This window comes from Streptomyces sp. NPDC049040 (genome assembly GCF_043197715.1).
Taxonomy (GTDB): domain Bacteria; phylum Actinomycetota; class Actinomycetes; order Streptomycetales; family Streptomycetaceae; genus Actinacidiphila.
This window is the reverse complement of sequence record NZ_JBICTO010000034.1, coordinates 18,039-35,113: the sequence shown is the minus strand read 5'-3', so window position 1 is coordinate 35,113 and position 17,075 is coordinate 18,039. Positions and strand designations below refer to the sequence as shown.

Here is a 17,075-nt window from a genome sequence, read left to right as displayed (position 1 = left end):
TGGAGTAGGTCCAGCCGCCGCTGCTCTCGAAGCCGGGGTTGGCCAGCAGCTGTCCTGCGGTGCAGCCGCCCCCGCTGCCGCTGGTGACCGCCCAGGTGAAGGACGCGGTACCTGTGGCGTTGGTGGAGTCCTTGGCCGTCACCGTGACGTTGTACGTACCGGTGGTGGCCGAGGTGGTGCCCGAGATCAGGCCGGTCGAGGAGCCGATCGACAGGTTCGGCGGCAGGCCGGTCGCGGTGTAGGTCAGGGCGCCGCTGTTGCTGCTGGTCGCGTGGATCTGCAGGCTGACCGCGGTGCTGACCTTGGTGGACTGGTTGCCCGGGTTGGTCACGGTCACGCCGGTCGGGGTGGTCACCCGGCTGCCGACGCCGATCGCCGCCCAGGTGTTGGCCACCGTGTTGTACGTGGCGCTGTTCGCGCCCCACAGGTCGGCCGCCGCCGCGAGCGACTGGGTGCGGGCCGCCGCGTAGTTGGTGGTCGAGGTGAAGCGCTCGGTCAGCGACTTGTACCAGAGCTTGAGCGCGTTGTCCCGGCCGATGCCCGGCACCGGCAGGTTGTCGTAGGTCGGGCTGTTGTAGCTGACCCCGCCGATGACCTTGGCGCCGCTGCCCTCCGAGAGCAGGTAGAACAGGTGGTTGGCCGGACCCGACGAGTAGTGGACGTCAAGGCCGCCGAGGCTGGAGGACCAGTTGTCCTTCGAGCCGCCGTCCTTGCTGGGCTTGTCCATGTACCGCAGCGGGGTGCCGTCCCCGTTGATGTTGATCTTCTCGCCGATGAGGTAGTCGCCCGGGTCGGCCGCGGTGTTGGAGTAGAACTCCACACCGGTGCCGAAGATGTCGGACGTCGCCTCGTTCAGGCCGCCGGACTCGCCGGAGTAGTTCAGGCCCGCGGAGTTGGCGGTGACGCCGTGGCTCATCTCGTGGCCCGCGACGTCCAGCGCGGTCAGCGGGTGCGCGTTGCCGCTGCCGTCGCCGTAGGTCATGCAGAAGCAGGAGTCGTCCCAGAAGGCGTTGACGTAGCTGTTGCCGTAGTGCGTCCGGGAGTACGCGGCCCGGCCGTCGTCGGCGATGCCGTTGCGCCCGAAGGTGTTCTTGTAGAAGTCCCACGTCTCCTGGGCTCCGTAGGCCGCGTCCACGCCCGCGGTCTGGGCGGTGGTGCCGCTGCCGTCGCCCCAGGTGTCGTCAGCGTCGGTGAACAGGGTGCCCGTCCCTGACGTGGCGTGGTTCAGGTTGTACGTCTTGTGGCCGCCGCGGGTGTTGTCGGTCAGCTGGTAGGTGCTGCCCGACAGCGTGGTGGTGATGTTCACCTGGCCGCTGTACTCGCTGTTGCCGACGCCGGTCTCGATGCCCTGGTACTCGAAGAGCTTCGCGCCCGTGGTGGCGTCGGTGATCACGTGGAGCTGGTTGGGGGTGCCGTCCTCCTGGAGCCCGCCGATCACGGACTCCCAGGCGAGCACCGGGGTGCCGGCCGCCGCCCAGACCACCTTGCGGGGCGAGTTCACCGCCGCGGGGGACTTCGCGCCGTCCGCCGCCGCGCGCGACAGGGCGAAGGACTTCGCCGAGTCGGCGCTCTTGACCGCGGTCGTCGAGGCCACCGCGACCGGAGCGCTGGTCGCCTTGTCCACGCCGGTCGTCGAGCCGAGCGCGTTCTGGTGCACGATCAGGTCGCCGCCGAGCACCGGCAGTCCCTGGTACGTGCGCTCGTAGCGGGTGTGGGTGCTGCCGTCCGCGTCCTGGGACACGGACTTGACGACCAGTTTCTCCTGGGCGCCGAGGTGCAGCGACGACGCGGTCGTCGAGGCCTGCGCCTGCGCGTGTGACGTCAGGGCGGCCTGCTGCGCCGGGCTCAGCGAGGCCGGCAGGGCGCCCGGCCTGGGCTGGGCGTGGGTGTTCGCGGCCTGTGCCGTCGAGCCGGTGTGCGCGGCGGGGTCTGCCGCCGCGGTACCGGCCGGCAGGGTCACGGCGAGCATCGCCACGCCGGCGACCAGCGCGCCGGCGGCTGCTGCCGTACGGGCCGTACGGGGGGATCGTGCCACTCGTCACTCCTTCTGCGGCGGCCGCGGGTGCGCGGCCGGTGACAGTCCGGGCGGGTGGGGTTGGTGAACCACCCGGATAGAGCTGCGGTGTTGCTGTGGAACGGGCCACAGAGTGACACTCTTTACCTGTTCATGTCAGTCCCGTGATGCCAACTTGGCCGAAACTCGTCCGCTGTCCGGAGCGTGGTGTTCGCATAGCGGGCAGATGTGTGAGTCGTGTTGCAGGCCGAAGAAGTTTGCCCGATTCTTGACGCGGCGTGAACCGGATGTTCCCGGCCATTCGTGCGGAAGGTGCGGCCGGAGTGTCTACAGTGGCCACCTCGGCGGGGGTACGGGGCCTTTGCCGGTGCGGCCGAAAACCGAGGTGAAGATGTCGCGAATATCGGAACTGCCAGGCGCCGACGTACCCGCGCCGGCGGCGGATCCCGGCCCCCCGGTCACGCTCGCCCCTGACACCCGGCTCTACATACCGGCCCACCCCCGCTATCCCGCCGACCCCGCGCAACCCCCCGGCGTCGGCTTCGAGTTCCTGACGCAGCCGCGGACCGGCGCCCCCGTCCCGGTGGCCTTCACCACCCTGGACGCCCTGGTCGCCGCACTCGGCGAGAGCCAGCCCTGGATCGCGATGCCCGCGGAGCCCTTCGCCGAGCTCATGCGCCGCAACGGCTTCGGCCGCGTCAGCGTGGACCCGGTCGTCGCATCCGGCACCGAGCCCTACTGGACCCCCGAGCACCTCAGGGCCTACACCGAGGCGGTGCGGCGATGAGCGCCGGATACAACGTCATCCTGGGCGACCTGGCCGGCATGGCGTCGACCTTCCACACCCAGGCGACCGACTACGCCGCCCTCAAGACGAACGTGGCGCCGCCGACGGCGGCCTCGGGCGACGCGGGCCTCGACGACTCCATCGCCTCGATCATGGACGCCATCGCGGGCCTGCACGCCAAGCTCGCCGGCCGCATCGAGGAGCACGCCAACGGGCTGGACTACGCCCACGGCTCCTACAAACGCCATGACATCGACGTTCACGGCCTGTTCGAGGATCTGATGCCCGATGAGTGACAGCTGGATAGGCGGGGACATCGGCGGTCTCCACACCATGGGGACCACGCTGACCGGAGCCAAGGAACAGCTCGAAGGCGTGGTCAAACCGCTCGGCGACGGCGTCGAGACGCTGGTCTCCGACGCCGGCTGGAAGGGCGAGGCAGCCGAGGAGTTCAGGGCCCGCTGGGCGGAGGACTCGATGGCGGCCGGCGGCTTCGCCGAGCTGGTCAAGGCGGTCGGCGACGCCCTCACCGCGCTCGCCCAGGCGCTCACCGACGCCAACAGCGCCCTGCAGAACGCCGCGGACGTCGCCACCTCCAAGGGCGTCCCGGTCGGGCCCATGGGCGAGCCCGGCACCATGATGACCGCCAACCCGCCCAGCGCGGCGGACCAGAAGGCCATCGCCGACCTCGACGAGTACGCCGGGGTCTACAAGGAGATCATGCACAAGGGCCAGGCCGCCCGTATCGCCTGCGCCAAGAAGCTCAACGCGCTCTACGACTCCCTGGACCCGGACAAGCCGATGGGCAAGGGCGACAAGATCGTCGTCGCCGACTACCTGCGGGCGCTGTGGACCTCCAAGGCCGACGACGAGCGCAAGCTCGGGCTCGACGCGGGCAAGAAGCTCGACGAGGCCGAGAAGAAACACGAGGAGGCCCTCAAGGCGATGAAGGAGGAGGAGGCCAAATTCCGCACCGCCGAGGCCGACCTCCCCAAGGCCTTCCGGCTCAAGGGCGAATACCAGCGGCTCGGCACCCAGATCGACGCGCTGGACGCGGAGGTCGCCGCGAGCAAGAACGGCAGCAGCTTCCTGCCCTACGACCGGGTGCTCAACTACAAGCTCGCCGACGCGCTCAAGGGCGTGAAACTGGTCGAGGGCGCACCGGAGTTCCTCAAGGAGATCCCGGTGGTGGACGTCGCCGCGGTCACCGCGATCGGCCTGGTGGAGGCCAAGGAGGACCACGACAAGGGCTGGTCCTGGGCGCACTCCGTCACCGTCGACGTCGGCGCGGGCCTGGTCGGACTCGCGGCAGGCGCGGCCGTGGTGGCCGCCGCACCCGAGATCGGCATCGGCCTCGGCGCGACGGCGACGGCGGCCACCGCGGGTGCCGTCTTCGTCGGCGTCGGCTACTTCGCCGACGAGGCCTTCCACGAGCACTGGAGCGAGGACATCCACGACCACGGTGTCGTCGCGGGTGTCGCGGACGGCACCTGGAACGTCACCAAGGCCACCGGCTCCGACATGAAGAACCTCGCGGTGGACACCGGCAAGAGCATCGGCAACGCGGGAAAGTCGGTCTGGCACCATGCCACCGGCTGGCTCTGAGGACGCCGCGGCGGGCGTCGAGCCGTTCTCGCTGCCCTTCCTCGGCACGAGCTGGGTGGACCGCGGTTTCCGCTACGGGGTGCGGCGCGGCCTGCTCGTCCTGACCTCGCTGCTCTTCGTCGCCGTGGTGGGAGCCATCGGGACCGCGCTGTACCTGGGCTTCGTGTCGCTCTTCCCGCCGGGCGCGCGGATCGCCCTCCACGCCGTGGAGGGCGCGGGCGCGCTGGCGGCCCTGGTCGCCGGATGGATCAGGCAGCGCCCGGTCAACCGCGCCCCCGTCACCCCAGAGCAGGTGGCCGAGTCGCGCGGGCGGGCCGGCCGGGCGGCGGCGAGGTCGTACGGCAACCAGGGGCTCGCGGTGCTCATGGCGCCCGTGCTGCCCGCGCTGGCCGCCTACCTGCTGGGCGGCTTCCTCGCCGCACTCTTCGTTCGGGAGACGCCCCGCGAGATCGGCGCCCGGCAGGACTACGAGCGCCGGCTCGCGGAAGCGTCGCGGCAGGTACGCCGTGCCGACCGGCAGCGGGCGCCGCGCAACGGACCCACCTGGCGGTGACGTGCCGGGCGCCGGGCCCGGTGCCGCCGGGCCGGCTCAGGAAGGCTGCTGCTCGCTCTGCCACGAGTGCCACAGGGCCGCGTAGGCGCCGTCGGCGGCCACGAGCGCGTCATGGGTGCCCATCTCGGTGAGCCGGCCGTTCTCCATGACGGCCACCCGGTCCGCGTCGTGCGCGGTGTGCAGCCGGTGCGCGATGGCGATGACGGTCCGCCCCCGCATGACGGCGGCCAGCGCGCGTTCGGTGTGCCGGGCCGTCCTGGGGTCGAGCAGCGCGGTGGCCTCGTCGAGGATCAGCGTGTGCGGGTCGGCCAGGACGACCCGGGCCAAGGCCAGTTGCTGGGCCTGCGACCCGTCGATCCGGTGCCCCCCGTCGCCCAGCATGGTGTCGAGTCCCGCCGGCAGCTCGTGCGCCCAGCCGGCCCCCACACCGTCCAGGGCGGCCCGCAGCTCGTCGTCACCGGCGGCGGGCGCCGCGATCCGCAGGTTGTCCCGGACGGTGCCGAAGAACACATGGCGCTCCTGGGTGACCAGGACGACGTGCCGGCGCAGCTGCTCGGGGTCCAGGGCCGCGATCGGGACCCGGCCGACCGTCACCGAGCCGGTGACCGGTACGTCGATGCCCGCGAGCAGCCGGCTCAGCGTGGTCTTCCCCGCCCCGGAGGGCCCGACGAGCGCGAGCCGCTCACCCGGCCGTACGGTCAGGTCGACACCCCGCAGGACGTCAGGGCCGCCGTCGTAGGAGTAATGCACGCCGGCGACGTCGATCCGGTCGTCGGCAGGTGCGGGCGAGCCGGCCGCGACGGTCTGCGGAGCGCGGCCCAGGCCCTCGACGCGGGCGAACGACGCGCTGCTGCTCTGCAGTTGCTCGACCCGCATCAGTGCGGTGTCCAGCGGCTCCGACAGCTGCCGCAGGTAGAGGGCCGCACTGACCACCGCGCCCAGGCTCATCGCGCCGTGCGCGTGCAGCAGCCCGCCGACCATCAGCACCCCGACCACCGGGATGATGTAGGAGACCTCCACGGCGGGGAAGAACACGCTGCGCAGGAAAAGCGTCCGCATCCGTGCCCGGCGGGACACCTCGATCGCGTCCCGGCTCTCCTTGATCCGCTGCTGCTCCAGCCCGAAGGCCTCGATCGTGCGGGCCGCCGACGCGGTGGCGGCCAGGATCTCGGTCACCGCCGAGTTGGCCGCGCCCTCGGCGAGGTAGGCGGTGCGCGCCCGCGCGAGATACCAGCGCAGCGCGAACCAGATCCCGACCAGGCCGAGCAGGCCGCAGCCGCCGAGCACCGGGTCGAGCGCGAAGACCGCGCCGAGGATGAACAGCGCCTGGACCACCGAGATGAGCACCTCGGGTCCCGCGTCGCGCAGCGTGGTGCCCACCATCGCGACGTCGGAGGTGCCCCGGGCGGTCAGGTCGCCGGTCCCTGCGCGCTCCACGACCGAGGGGGGAAGCGCCAGCGCCCGGTCGATGAACTGCTCGCGCACCCGCGCCAGGGTGCGCTCCCCGAAGCGGTGCCCCACATAGCGGGCTTGGCGCGCCAGCAGGAACTGCACCAGCGTGCTCACCAGGATGGCGACCGCCAGCCGGTCCACCGCCGCGACACTGCCGCCCTCCTGGACCTGGTCGACGATACGGCCGACCAGCCAGGGGCCGACGAGTCCCACGGCCGCGGCCAGGGCGTTGAGCACCAGCACGGCGGCGAAGGCGGGGCGGTCGGCACGGATCAGCCCGAGCATCGCCCGGTTCGTCTCGTCCGGCGCGGCGACCGGCAGCCGTGCGGTCATCGGGCGTCCTCCCCGGCAGGCCGCGACGCGTCGCCTCGGCCGTCCTCGTCGCCGTCCGGGACGTCGTCCGCACCGCGTGTCACCAGAGCGCGGTAGCCGGGCTCGTCGCGCAGCAGCCGGCGGTGGTGCCCGGTGGCGGCGACCTTGCCGTCCACCAGGTAGCAGACGGTGTCCGCCCGGTCGAGCACCAGCGGCGAGGTGCTGGTGACGACCGTGGTGCGGCCCGCCCTGGCGGTACGCAGCCGGTCCGCGACGGCGGCCTCGGTGTGTGCGTCGAGCGCCGAGGTCGGCTCGACCGCCAGCAGCACCTCGGGGTCCGCGAGCAGGGCACGGACCAGGCGCAGGCGCTGCTGCTGGCCACCGGAGAAGTTGCGGCCCTGGGCGTCGACGGGGGCGTCGAGCCCCTCGGGCAGGGCGGCGACGATGTCGTCGGCCAACGCCGCGTGGACGGCGGCGGCGAGCGCCGCCTCGTCCCGGTCCCTGCGGCCGGCGACCACGGCACGCAGCGGTCCCGCGAACAGGTCGGCCTCGTTGTCCGCGACCAGGATGCGGCCCCTGACCTGCGCGACGGCGATCTCGTCGAGCCGTACCGCGCCCCAGGTCACCGCCCCTTGCGCGAACCCACCGAGCCGGTCGACCACTTCCGCGGTCTCCGCGGGCCGGGCGCCGGCCAGCGCGGTCAGCCGGCCGGGGGCCACCTCGACACCCGACGCCGGATCACGCAGGGTGGACGCCGCCGCGGGCGGTTCCGCCGTGGCCTGCTGCCCGGCCGAATCCGGCTCCAGCGCCAGGAAGGCGACGACCCGCCGGGCGGCGACCAGGCCGCGGGTGATGTCGTAGCCGCACTCGATGAGGAAGGCCACCGGCATCACCAGCACCGCGACGTAGCCGTACACCCCGACGAACTCGCCCACCGTGATGGTCCCCTGCACCGCCAGCCGGGCCGCCAGCCAGGTCACCACGGACAGGAACACCATCGGCAGCCCCACGCCGAGCGCCTGGACCCAGCTGGTGACCGCCCCGACCCGGTACCCCTGCGCCACCAGGCCGCGGGAATCGCGCCTGAAAGCATCGGCGAACAGCTCCTTGCCGCCCAGGCCGTTGAGCACCCGCAGGCCGCCGGCCAGGTCCCCGATCCTGGTGGTCAGCCCGCCTTGCTGCTCGCGGTACACCGCCTCGGCGCCCCGCAGCCGCCCCAGCAGCGGGCCGACCAGCAGGGCCGTCAGCGGGACCCCGACCAGCACCACGGCGGCGAGCGCCACCGAGATCGACAACAGCAGGCCGCCCACGACGAGGCAGGCGACGATCGAGCCGACACCCGGCCCTGTCATGGTCAGGGAGCTGCTGATCTGCTGGACATCGGTGATGCCGATGGTGACGACCTCGCCCGCGTTGGCCTGGCGCGGCAGCGCCGCGCCCAGCCGGGTCACCTGCGCGACCACGGACTTGACCGTGCGGAAGGTCGCGTCCATCCGCAGCCTGGTCATCGTGCGGTGCCGCATGATGCTCAGCCAGGCGTTGAACGAGCCCAGGCACAGCAGCACCGCGGACCAGGCGGCCAGCGTGCCCATGCGCCCCGGTTCCAGCCCGTCGTCGATGGCGCGCGAGAGCACGTAGGGCGACAGCGTGATGAGCACCATCCACACGGTGCCCAGCAGCGCACCGCCCGCGGCCCGCCGGGGCTGGCTGCCCAGCAGCCACCACAGGTACCGGGCGGCACTGCGGTGGTCGGGCGTGCCCGGATCAGCGTACGAGTCGATCATCCACGGGACCTTTCGGCGATGCCTATGCCAGACCGTCCCGCCAGGCGGCGTCCAGCTCCGCGTAGTGGCCCTTGCCCGCGATGAGTTCCGCGGGGGTGCCGTCCTCGACGACCCGGCCGTCGCGCATCACCAGCACGCGGTCGGCGATCGCGACCGTGGAGAGCCGGTGCGCGATGATGACCGCGGTACGGCCGGTGAGCACCGTCTGCATGGCGTACTGGACCGCGCGCTCGCCCGGGATGTCGAGGGACGAGGTCGCCTCGTCGAGGATCAGCACGCCCGGGTCGGCGAGCAGGGCCCTGGCGAAGGCGACCAGCTGGCGCTGGCCGGCCGAGATACGGCCGCCGCGCTTGCGCACGTCGGTGTCGTAGCCGTCGGGGAGCGAGGCGATGAAGTCGTGCGCGCCGATCGCCCGGGCCGCGGCCTCGACCTCCGCGCGGGTGGCGTCGGGGCGGCCGATGGTGATGTTGTCCGCGACGGTGCCGGAGAAGAGGAAGGCCTCCTGCGTCACCATGACCACCCCGCGCCGCAGGTCTGCGGGTGACAGGTCGCTCAGCGGCACACCGTCGAGCAGCACCCTCCCGCCGCTCGGGTCGTAGAACCTGGCCAGCAGCTTGGCCAGGGTGGACTTGCCCGCCCCGGTCGCACCGACCACCGCGAGGGTCTGCCCGGCCGGCAGCCGCAGGTCGAAGGCGGGCAGCACCTCGCCGCCGGTGCGGTAGCCGAACCGCACCCGGTCGAAGACCACCTCGCGCCCCGGCCGGCCGCCGGCGGTCGGCGGCAGCGCCACCGGGTCCCGGGGCTCGGGCACCGTCGGCGTCTGGGCGAGCAGGCCGGCGATCTTCTCCAGCGAGGCGGCCGCCGACTGGTAGGAGTTCAGGAACATCCCCAGCCGGTCGATCGGGTCGTAGAGCCGCCGCAGGTAGAGCACGAACGCGGCGAGCACGCCGAGCGCCATCCCGCCGCCGGCCACCCGGTAGGCGCCCCACACCACGATGCCGGCCACCGCGATGTTCGCGATCAGCCGGGAGATGACGACGTAGCGGGCCATCTCCAGGATCGCGTCGCCGTTCGCCCGGTAGTGCCGGTGGTTGAGCTCCTCGAAGGCGGTGTCGTTGGGCACCTCGCGGCGGAAGGCCTTGACCGGGCGGATGCCGTTCATCGTCTCGGTGAACTTCACGATGACCGCCGCGATGGCGGTGGAACGCCTGCGGTAGGCGACCATCGAGCGGCGCTGGAAGCGGCGGATCGCCAGGTACAGCGGCAGATACGACACCAGCGTCACCAGGCCGAGCCGCCAGTCGAGGAAGACCAGCAGCACCGAGATGTACGCGACCGACAGCACCACCCCGATCAGCTCCTCCAGGCCGTCGGTGAGCAGCTCCCTGATCGACTCGACGTCCGAGGTGGCCCGGGAGATCAGCCGCCCCGAGGTGTAGCGCTCGTGGAAGTCCAGGCTGAGCGACTGGGCGTGCCGGAACATCCGCGCGCGCAGGTCGATCAGCACGTCCTGGCTGATCAGCGCCGCGACCCGGATGAAGGTGCGCTGCAGCGCACCCGCGGCGAGCCCGCAGCCCAGGTAGCCGCAGGCCACCGCGATGAGCGCGCCGTGCCGGCCGTCGCGGACCTGCGGGATCGCGTTGTCGATGGCGTAGGCGACCAGCAGCGGCCCGGCCTGCACCGCCGCCTGCTGGACCAGCAGCAGCACCGCGGCCAGCCAGACCCGCCGGCTGTGCGGGCGCAGCAGCGAACGCAGCAGCATCGCCTGCGCGTTGGCGGGCGCGGGCAGCCTGTCCTGGTCGAAGGCGTCGGGTGCGGCGGGCCCGTGCGCGGCCGCCGGCCGCGGCCGGCCGGCCTCCTCGGGTTCGCTGAGCTGCTGCTCGGTGGCGGACGTCATCGGGCCTCGCTCCTGTCCAGGGATTCGGCGACCTCGTCGAGGCCCGACATCAGACGGCGGTATTCGGCGTTGTCGCGCAGCAGTTCCGGGTGGGTGCCGACCGCGGTGATCCGCCCCCCGGACATCAGTGCCACCCGGTCGGCGAGCTGTACGGTCGACGGCCGGTGCGCCACGACCAGCGCCGTCGTCTCCCGCAGCACGTCGCGCAGCGCCGCCTCGACCAGGGCCTCGGTGTGCACGTCGAGCGCGGACAGCGGGTCGTCCAGGATGAGGAAGTGCGGGCGCCCGACGACCGCGCGGGCCAGCGCGAGCCGCTGCCGCTGGCCGCCGGACAGGCTCAGGCCCTGCTCGCCGACCTGGGTGTCGAGGCCTTCCGGCAGCGTGTGCACGAAGCCGCACTGGGCGACCTCGAGCGCCCGCAGCACCTCCGCCTCGCCCGCACCGGTCGGCCCCGCGCCCATCGCCACGTTCTCCCGTACCGTCGCGGAGAAGAGGGTCGGCTCCTCGAAGGCCACCGCGACCAGTTCGCGCAACCGCTCGACGGGCAGCTCCGCGGTGTCCTCGCCGTCCAGCGTGATCCGCCCGCCGGTCGGCTCGTGCAGCCGCGGCACCAGCGCGGTCAGCGTGGTCTTGCCGCACCCGGTCGCACCGACGAGGGCCATCGTCTCGCCCGACCTGATGTGCAGGTCGACCCCGCGCAGCAGCGGGGTGCTGTCGGCAGGCGCGTCGGGATACCGGAAGTGCACCCCTTCCATCCGCAGCCCGCCCCCCGTCCGCGTGCCGTCCGCGGCGTCCACCGCCCCTGCGGCGTCCGCGCCCTCGACGCCCGCGGTCCGCATCGGCTCGAAGTAGCGGTCCGCGGCGGTGGCCGCCTCGTTGCTCATCGCGAGCAGGAAGCCGATCGACTCCACCGGCCAGCGCAGCGCCAGCGCGGTGGTCAGGAAGGCCACCAGGGTCCCCGCGGAGAGCTTGCCGTCGGAGACCTGGAGCACCCCGACCACCAGGGCGACGCCGATGGCCAGTTCCGGCAGCGTCATGATGATCGCCCACAGGTCGGACAGCAGCCGCGCCTTGTGCAGTTCGGTGCCGCGCAGCCCGCGCGCCTGCCGGTGGAAGGCCTGCGACTGGCTGCGGTGCCGCCCGAAGGCCTTGATGATCCGCACGCCCAGCACCGACTCCTCGACCAGCGTGGCCAGGTCGCCCGCCTGGTCCTGGGCCCGCCGGGCGGCCAGCGCGTAGCGCGTCTCGAACCGCGAGGACAGCACCACAAGCGGCACCGCGGGGCCGAGCAGGACCAGCGTCAGCAGCGGGCTCTGCGCCAGCAGGATGCCGAAGCCGATCAGCATCGTGGTGGCGTTGACGAAAAGAAAGACCAGCGGGAAGGCCAGGAACATCCGCAGGATCTGCAGGTCCGTGGTGGCCCGGGACAGCAGCTGCCCCGACGCCCACCGGTCGTGGAAGGCCACCGGCAGCCGTTGCAGCCGCCGGTAGAGGTCGGCGCGCATCGACGCCTCGACGCCCGCCAGCGGCCGGGCCACCAGCCAGCGCCGCAGCCCGAACAGACCCGCCTCCAGCAACCCCAGCAGCAGCACCAGGCCGCCGCCGAGCCACACCCCGGACGGGTCCTGGTCGGTGACAGGGCCGTCGACCAGCCACTTGAGCACCAGCGGGATCAGCAGCCCCATGCTGGAGGCGGCCACGCCGACCACCGCGGAGGTCGCGAGCCGCGTCCTGATCGGCACGACGTAGGGCCACAGCCGCAGCAGCGACCGGATGGAGGACCGCGGGCGGGCGGCGGGCGCGGGGTCAGGGGTCGTGGCAGGCATCACTCCTGACACTACGGTCGCCCGCTGACACGATTCACCTGGTTTTCGCCATCGGGTCCATGCCCCGGGGCCGGCAGCGGCAGGGGGACGGCGCTCCCGGCCCCGAGTGGCAGGGGCGGCACGGTCAGACCGTGAAGCCGCCGTCCGCGTGCACGACCGCGCCGGTCACGTACGACGCCGCGTCCGACGCCAGGTGCGCCACGACCGCCGCGATCTCGTCGCCGGCGGCGTAGCGGCCGAGCGCGGTGAAGCCGCGTACCGTCTCGGCGTACGGGCCGTCGGCCGGGTTGGCGTCGGTGTCCGTCGGGCCCGGGTGCAGCAGGTTCACGGTGATGCCCAGCGGGCCCAGGTCCCTGGCCAGGCCCTTGGTCATGCCGGTCAGCGCGGTCTTGGTCAGCGCGTAGAGGGTGTGGCCGGGAAAGGTGGTGCGCTCGGCGACGTTGCTGCCGATGCTGATGATCCGCCCGCCCGGGCGCATGTGCCGGGAGGCCGCCCTTGCCGCCAGGTAGGGGCCGCGGACGTTCACCGCGACCGAGCGGTCGAACTCGTCCGCCCCCAGGTCCGTCACCGGGCCCACCACGTAGACGCCCGCGTTGTTGACCAGCACGTCCAGCCGCCCCCACTCGCCGGCCACGCGGTCCACCGCCCTCTCGACGGCGGCGGGGTCGCCGCTGTCGGCGCGCAGGGCGAGCGCCCTGCGGCCGGTGGCGCGGATCTTGCCCGCGACGGCCTCGGCGGCCGCCGCGTCCTGCCGGTAGGTGAAGGCGACATCGCAGCCGCCCGCCGCCAGCCGCAGCGCGACCGCCGCCCCGATACCGCGGGCGGCCCCGGTGACCAGGGCGGTTCTTCCTTCGAACTCGGTGGTGTCCATGCCGACGATCCTGGTCGCGCCCCGCGCCGGAATCTGGCGGAAATCAGCCGTCGCGCTGCACCCGGTGCTCCAGCACCCTGCCGGGCGCGGCGCGCCGCAGCCCGCGCACCGCAGGTATGCACAGCAGGGTGCCGCCCACGCAGAGCGCGATCGCCCCGCCCGCCTGCAGCACATGGCGGGCGCCGAAGGCGGCGGCCGCGGGTCCTGCGATCGACTGGCCGACCGGGTACATGGCCACCGACCCGGCGACCTCGTAGGCGTGGATGCGGTTGAGGATGTCGCCGGGGACCTGGGTCTGCACGCTGGTGGCCCAGTTGACGCCCCAGAAGGCGCCGCCGATGCCGGCGGCGAACACACAGCCGCACAGCCCCGGCAGGGGCAGGTCGAGCCCGACGGACACGGGCATCAGCGCGAACAGGAGGATCCCGAAGCTGCCCGCGCGCAGCGGCCGGTCGGCACGCAGCCGCATCGCCAGCAGCGCGCCCGCCGCGGTGCCCGCTCCCAGCGCGGAGTTCACCAGCCCGTACGCGCCCGCGCCGTGCTCGGGGATGATCTCGCCCGCGGCCAGCGGCGTGAAGGGGCCCATCACGCACAGGGTGTAGACCATCCACACCAGGATCACCGACCACATCCAGGTACGCGCCCTGAACTCCCGCCACCCCTCGCCGAGATCCGCCCTGAAGGTGGTGCCCGCCCCGGTGCCCGCGGCCCGCGGCGCCGCGGGCGGCAGCCGCAGCGCGATCAGGCAGAGCGCGCTGGTCAGGTACGTGGCCGCGTGCACCGCGAAGACCGGCCCCGGCGAGGTGAAGCCGACCAGCGCGCCGGCGAGCGCGGGCCCCGCGAGCCCGGCCGCGGACTCGGCTGTCCTGGTCACCGCGTTGGCGCCCTGCACATCGTGGGCGACCCGCACCACGGTGCTGGCGACGCCCGGCTGGAAGGTCGCCGCGCAGGTGCCGTTGACGACGCCGATCACCAGCACCTCCCACAGCCGCACGCTGTGGGTGAGGAAGAGGAAGGCGGCCGTGGACTGGGTGCAGACCCTGATCAGGTCGGAGCCGATCATCATGGCCCGCGCGTCGAACCGGTCGGCCAGGACACCGCCGAAGATGACGAAGCCGGCGAAGCAGGCACTGGTGGCAGCCATCACCAGGCCGATGTCGCCGACCGAGTAGCCGTAGGAGAGCAGGCCCGCAGACAGGGCGACGGGCAGCATCGTGTCGCCGAGCATGGCCACCGAGCGGGCGGTGAAGTAGAGCCGGAAGTCGGCCGACCAGAGCGGCCCCGCCGCGGGTCGGTGCGCCGACGGGGCCGGTGCCGGCGCGGCGGCCTGCCCGGAACGGGGTGCGGAGGAGGTCACCGGGCTCATGGTGGACTGGACCATTCACGGAGTCCAGCCGATTGTCCGTCCGCCGGTCGCCGCACGGGCCCTGCCGCACGGGCCCGCCGCCCGGATCCCCGCGACGCCGCGGGGATCCGGACGGCACCCTCGCGGGCCCGCGCCTCAGCGCACCGGCACCGCCCGGTCGCGCACCGCCCGGTAGAGCCGTACCGAGCGGGCCCCGACCGCGACCGCCGTGCCGGCGGCCGCCGTCGGGGGCTGCGGGGGCGGCGGCGCCTCGGGCTCCTCGGCGGTGTCGAGGAGCAGCTCGTAGGTCGAGCCCCACGGCAGGCCGGGCAGGGTGAAGGCGGCGGGCCGGTGGTGGGCGTGGACGATCAGCAGGAAGCTGTCGTCCACCACGGGTTCGCCACGGGCGTCCCGGTGCGGGATGTCGGCTCCCGACAGGTACATCCCCAGGGTCGCCGAGCGCGCGAACCACTCCTCGTCGGTCAGCTCGCGCCCCTGCGCGCCGAACCAGGCCACGTCCCGCAGCCCTTCGGGCGCCGAGGCGAGCCCGGAGAAGAAGCCGCCGCTGCGCAGCACCGGATGCGCCCGGCGCAGCGCGATCAGCCGCGCGGTCAGGTCGCGCAGCGCGGCCCACCGGGGGTCGTCGAGCAGCGACCAGTCCAGCCAGCCGGTCTCGTTGTCCTGGCAGTAGGCGTTGTTGTTCCCGCCCTGGGTGCGGCCCATCTCGTCGCCCGCCACGAGCATCGGCACCCCGGTGGACAGCAGCAGGGTGCACAGCAGGTTGCGGATCTGGCGGCGGCGCAGCGCCTCGACGGCCGGATCGGCGGTGGGGCCCTCGGCCCCGCAGTTCCAGGACCTGTTGTCGTCGGTGCCGTCCCTGCCGTCCTCGCCGTTGGCCTCGTTGTGCTTGCGCTGGTGGCTGACCAGGTCCCGCAGCGTGAAACCGTCGTGCGCGGTCACGAAGTTCACCGACGCGTACGGGCGACGGCCGCCCCAGTCGTAGAGGTCGCTCGACCCGGACAGCCGGTAGCCGAGGTCGCGGACGTCGGAGGTGGCGCCGCGCCAGAAGTCCCTGACGGTGTCGCGGTAGCGGTCGTTCCACTCCGTCCACAGCGGGGGGAAGGCGCCCACCTGGTAGCCGCCGGAGCCGACGTCCCACGGCTCGGCGATCAGCTTCACCCGGCGCAGCACCGGGTCCTGGGCGATCACCGCGAGGAAGGGCGACAGCATGTCGACGTCGTGCATCGAGCGGGCCAGCGCCGCCGCCAGGTCGAATCTGAAGCCGTCCACCCCCATCTCGGTCACCCAGTAGCGCAGCGAGTCGGTGATCAGCCGCAGCACGTGCGGCTGCGTCACCGCGAGGGTGTTGCCGCAGCCGGTGTAGTCGGCGTAGCCGCGCGGGTCGTCGCCGAGGCGGTAGTAGGTGCGGTTGTCGATGCCGCGCAGCGAGAGCGTCGGGCCGCCCTGGCCGCCCTCGGCGGTGTGGTTGTAGACGACGTCGAGGATCACCTCGATGCCGGCCGCGTGCAGCGCCCGCACCATCCGCTTGAACTCGCCGACCTGCCGGCCGCCTGAGCCGCTGGCGCTGTATCCGGCGTGCGGGGCGAAGTAGCCGATCGAGTTGTAGCCCCAGTAGTTGCGCAGGCCGCGCCGCTCCAGGTGCTCCTCGTGCGCGAACTGGTGCACGGGCAGCAGTTCGACGGCCGTCACGCCGAGAGCGGTCAGGTGCGCGATCGCCGCCGGGTGGGCGAGCCCCGCGTAGGTGCCGCGCAGCTCCGGCGGGATGTCCGGGTGCCGGCGGGTGAAGCCGCGGACGTGCAGCTCGTAGATCACCGTGTCGGACCACGGGGTCTTCGGCCTGTGGTCGTCCTCCCAGTCGTCGTCGTCGTCCACCACCACGCCCTTGGGCACGAAGGGCGCCGAGTCGCGGTCGTCCCGCACGGTGTCGGCGACCGACGGCTCCAACCAGTCGCGCGCGTGCCCGTACACCTCGGGGACCAGCACGAAGTCGCCGTCCACCGCCCGCGCGTACGGGTCGAGCAGCAGCTTCGCCGGATTCCACCTGGCGCCCGTCCACGGGTCCCAGCGGCCGCCGACCCGGTAGCCGTACCGCTGCCCCGGCAGCACCCCGGGCACGAAGCCGTGCCACACCTCGTGGGTCAGCTCGGTCAGCGGCGCCCGCGTCTCGGTGCCGTCGGGTGCGAAGAGGCACACCTCCACCGACTCGGCACCGCCCGCCCACAGCGCGAAGTTGGTGCCGGCCCGCCCGTCGGGGCCTGCGTGGAAGCGGGCGCCGAGCGGCTGCGGGGAGCCGGGCCAGACATCGGCCTGCCGCGGTCCTGGCCGCGGGCGGGGCCCGCAGGACCCGGGGGCGGCGCGCGGCGGCGGGGGAGCGGTGAGCGTGCCGCTCCCGTTGGCGTCGCCCGGCGCGCGGCGGTCGCCCTCGACGGCGACGTCACCGTCCGCCCCCGGTGCCGGGGCAGGCAGCGGGGACCCCTGCGCCAACCCGGATACGCCGAATGCGCGTGTCTCCGACACGTGTTTCCTCCCGCGGCTCGGACACGGCTGTGGCCCCACCCGGTCGTCCCGTGCCGGGTGGCCCGCCGTGTCCCTGCACCCTTCATTCCCC

Annotated in this window: 12 protein-coding genes; 4 read left to right on the top strand and 8 right to left on the bottom strand. The window is 73.2% G+C overall.

Annotated features, from left to right (window positions below):
* Positions 1–1,969 (bottom strand): M4 family metallopeptidase (locus tag ACGFMP_RS36670; RefSeq protein ID WP_393678367.1); only part of this gene is annotated, 1,969 nt, incomplete at its 3' end.
* Positions 1,970–2,405: 436 nt separating this feature from the next.
* Here ACGFMP_RS36670 and ACGFMP_RS36665 point away from each other — a divergent pair.
* From ACGFMP_RS36665 to ACGFMP_RS36650, 4 genes are read left to right on the top strand one after another with little or no spacing between them, the layout of a single operon-like run.
* The gene (locus ACGFMP_RS36665; protein ID WP_393678364.1) at positions 2,406–2,801 is read left to right on the top strand and encodes an SAV_915 family protein; all 396 of its coding nucleotides are present in this window, start codon (positions 2,406–2,408) and stop codon (positions 2,799–2,801) included.
* Positions 2,798–3,097 carry a DUF6317 family protein gene (locus ACGFMP_RS36660; RefSeq protein ID WP_393678363.1) on the top strand — a complete coding sequence of 100 codons (300 nt, stop codon included), beginning with the start codon at positions 2,798–2,800 and terminating at the stop codon, positions 3,095–3,097. Before ACGFMP_RS36665 ends, ACGFMP_RS36660 begins: the two co-directional genes overlap by 4 nt.
* Positions 3,090–4,406: a WXG100 family type VII secretion target gene (locus ACGFMP_RS36655; protein ID WP_393678362.1), complete on the top strand. Its 1,317-nt coding sequence runs from the start codon at positions 3,090–3,092 to the stop codon at positions 4,404–4,406. Before ACGFMP_RS36660 ends, ACGFMP_RS36655 begins: the two co-directional genes overlap by 8 nt.
* The gene (locus tag ACGFMP_RS36650) at positions 4,387–4,959 is read left to right on the top strand and encodes a hypothetical protein (RefSeq protein WP_393678360.1); all 573 of its coding nucleotides are present in this window, start codon (positions 4,387–4,389) and stop codon (positions 4,957–4,959) included. The genes ACGFMP_RS36655 and ACGFMP_RS36650 overlap by 20 nt, the downstream gene beginning before the upstream one ends.
* A 36-nt stretch (positions 4,960–4,995) precedes the next feature.
* On the opposite strand, the gene ACGFMP_RS36645 is transcribed toward ACGFMP_RS36650, so the two are convergent.
* From ACGFMP_RS36645 to glgX, 7 genes are all read right to left on the bottom strand, one after another.
* Positions 4,996–6,744: an ABC transporter ATP-binding protein gene (locus ACGFMP_RS36645; RefSeq protein WP_393678358.1), complete on the bottom strand. Its 1,749-nt coding sequence runs from the start codon at positions 6,742–6,744 to the stop codon at positions 4,996–4,998.
* Positions 6,741–8,507 (bottom strand): ABC transporter transmembrane domain-containing protein, encoded by a 1,767-nt coding sequence (locus ACGFMP_RS36640; RefSeq protein WP_393678356.1) that lies wholly within the window; start codon positions 8,505–8,507, stop codon positions 6,741–6,743. Before ACGFMP_RS36640 ends, ACGFMP_RS36645 begins: the two co-directional genes overlap by 4 nt.
* A gap of 22 nt (positions 8,508–8,529) precedes the next feature.
* Complete coding sequence (locus ACGFMP_RS36635; RefSeq protein ID WP_393678354.1) at positions 8,530–10,404, bottom strand: ABC transporter ATP-binding protein; 1,875 nt, start codon at positions 10,402–10,404, stop codon at positions 8,530–8,532.
* Positions 10,401–12,230, bottom strand: a complete 1,830-nt coding sequence (locus ACGFMP_RS36630) for an ABC transporter ATP-binding protein (protein ID WP_393678352.1) — start codon at positions 12,228–12,230, stop codon at positions 10,401–10,403. The genes ACGFMP_RS36635 and ACGFMP_RS36630 overlap by 4 nt, the downstream gene beginning before the upstream one ends.
* A gap of 124 nt (positions 12,231–12,354) precedes the next feature.
* Positions 12,355–13,101, bottom strand: coding sequence for an SDR family NAD(P)-dependent oxidoreductase (locus ACGFMP_RS36625; protein ID WP_393678351.1), 747 nt, complete (start codon positions 13,099–13,101; stop codon positions 12,355–12,357).
* Positions 13,102–13,144: 43 nt separating this feature from the next.
* Entirely contained in the window at positions 13,145–14,482 is a 1,338-nt protein-coding gene (locus tag ACGFMP_RS36620) for an MFS transporter (protein ID WP_393678350.1), read from the bottom strand.
* Positions 14,483–14,602: 120 nt separating this feature from the next.
* Positions 14,603–16,984: a glycogen debranching protein GlgX gene (glgX, locus tag ACGFMP_RS36615; protein ID WP_393678348.1), complete on the bottom strand. Its 2,382-nt coding sequence runs from the start codon at positions 16,982–16,984 to the stop codon at positions 14,603–14,605.
* Positions 16,985–17,075 lie beyond the last annotated feature (91 nt).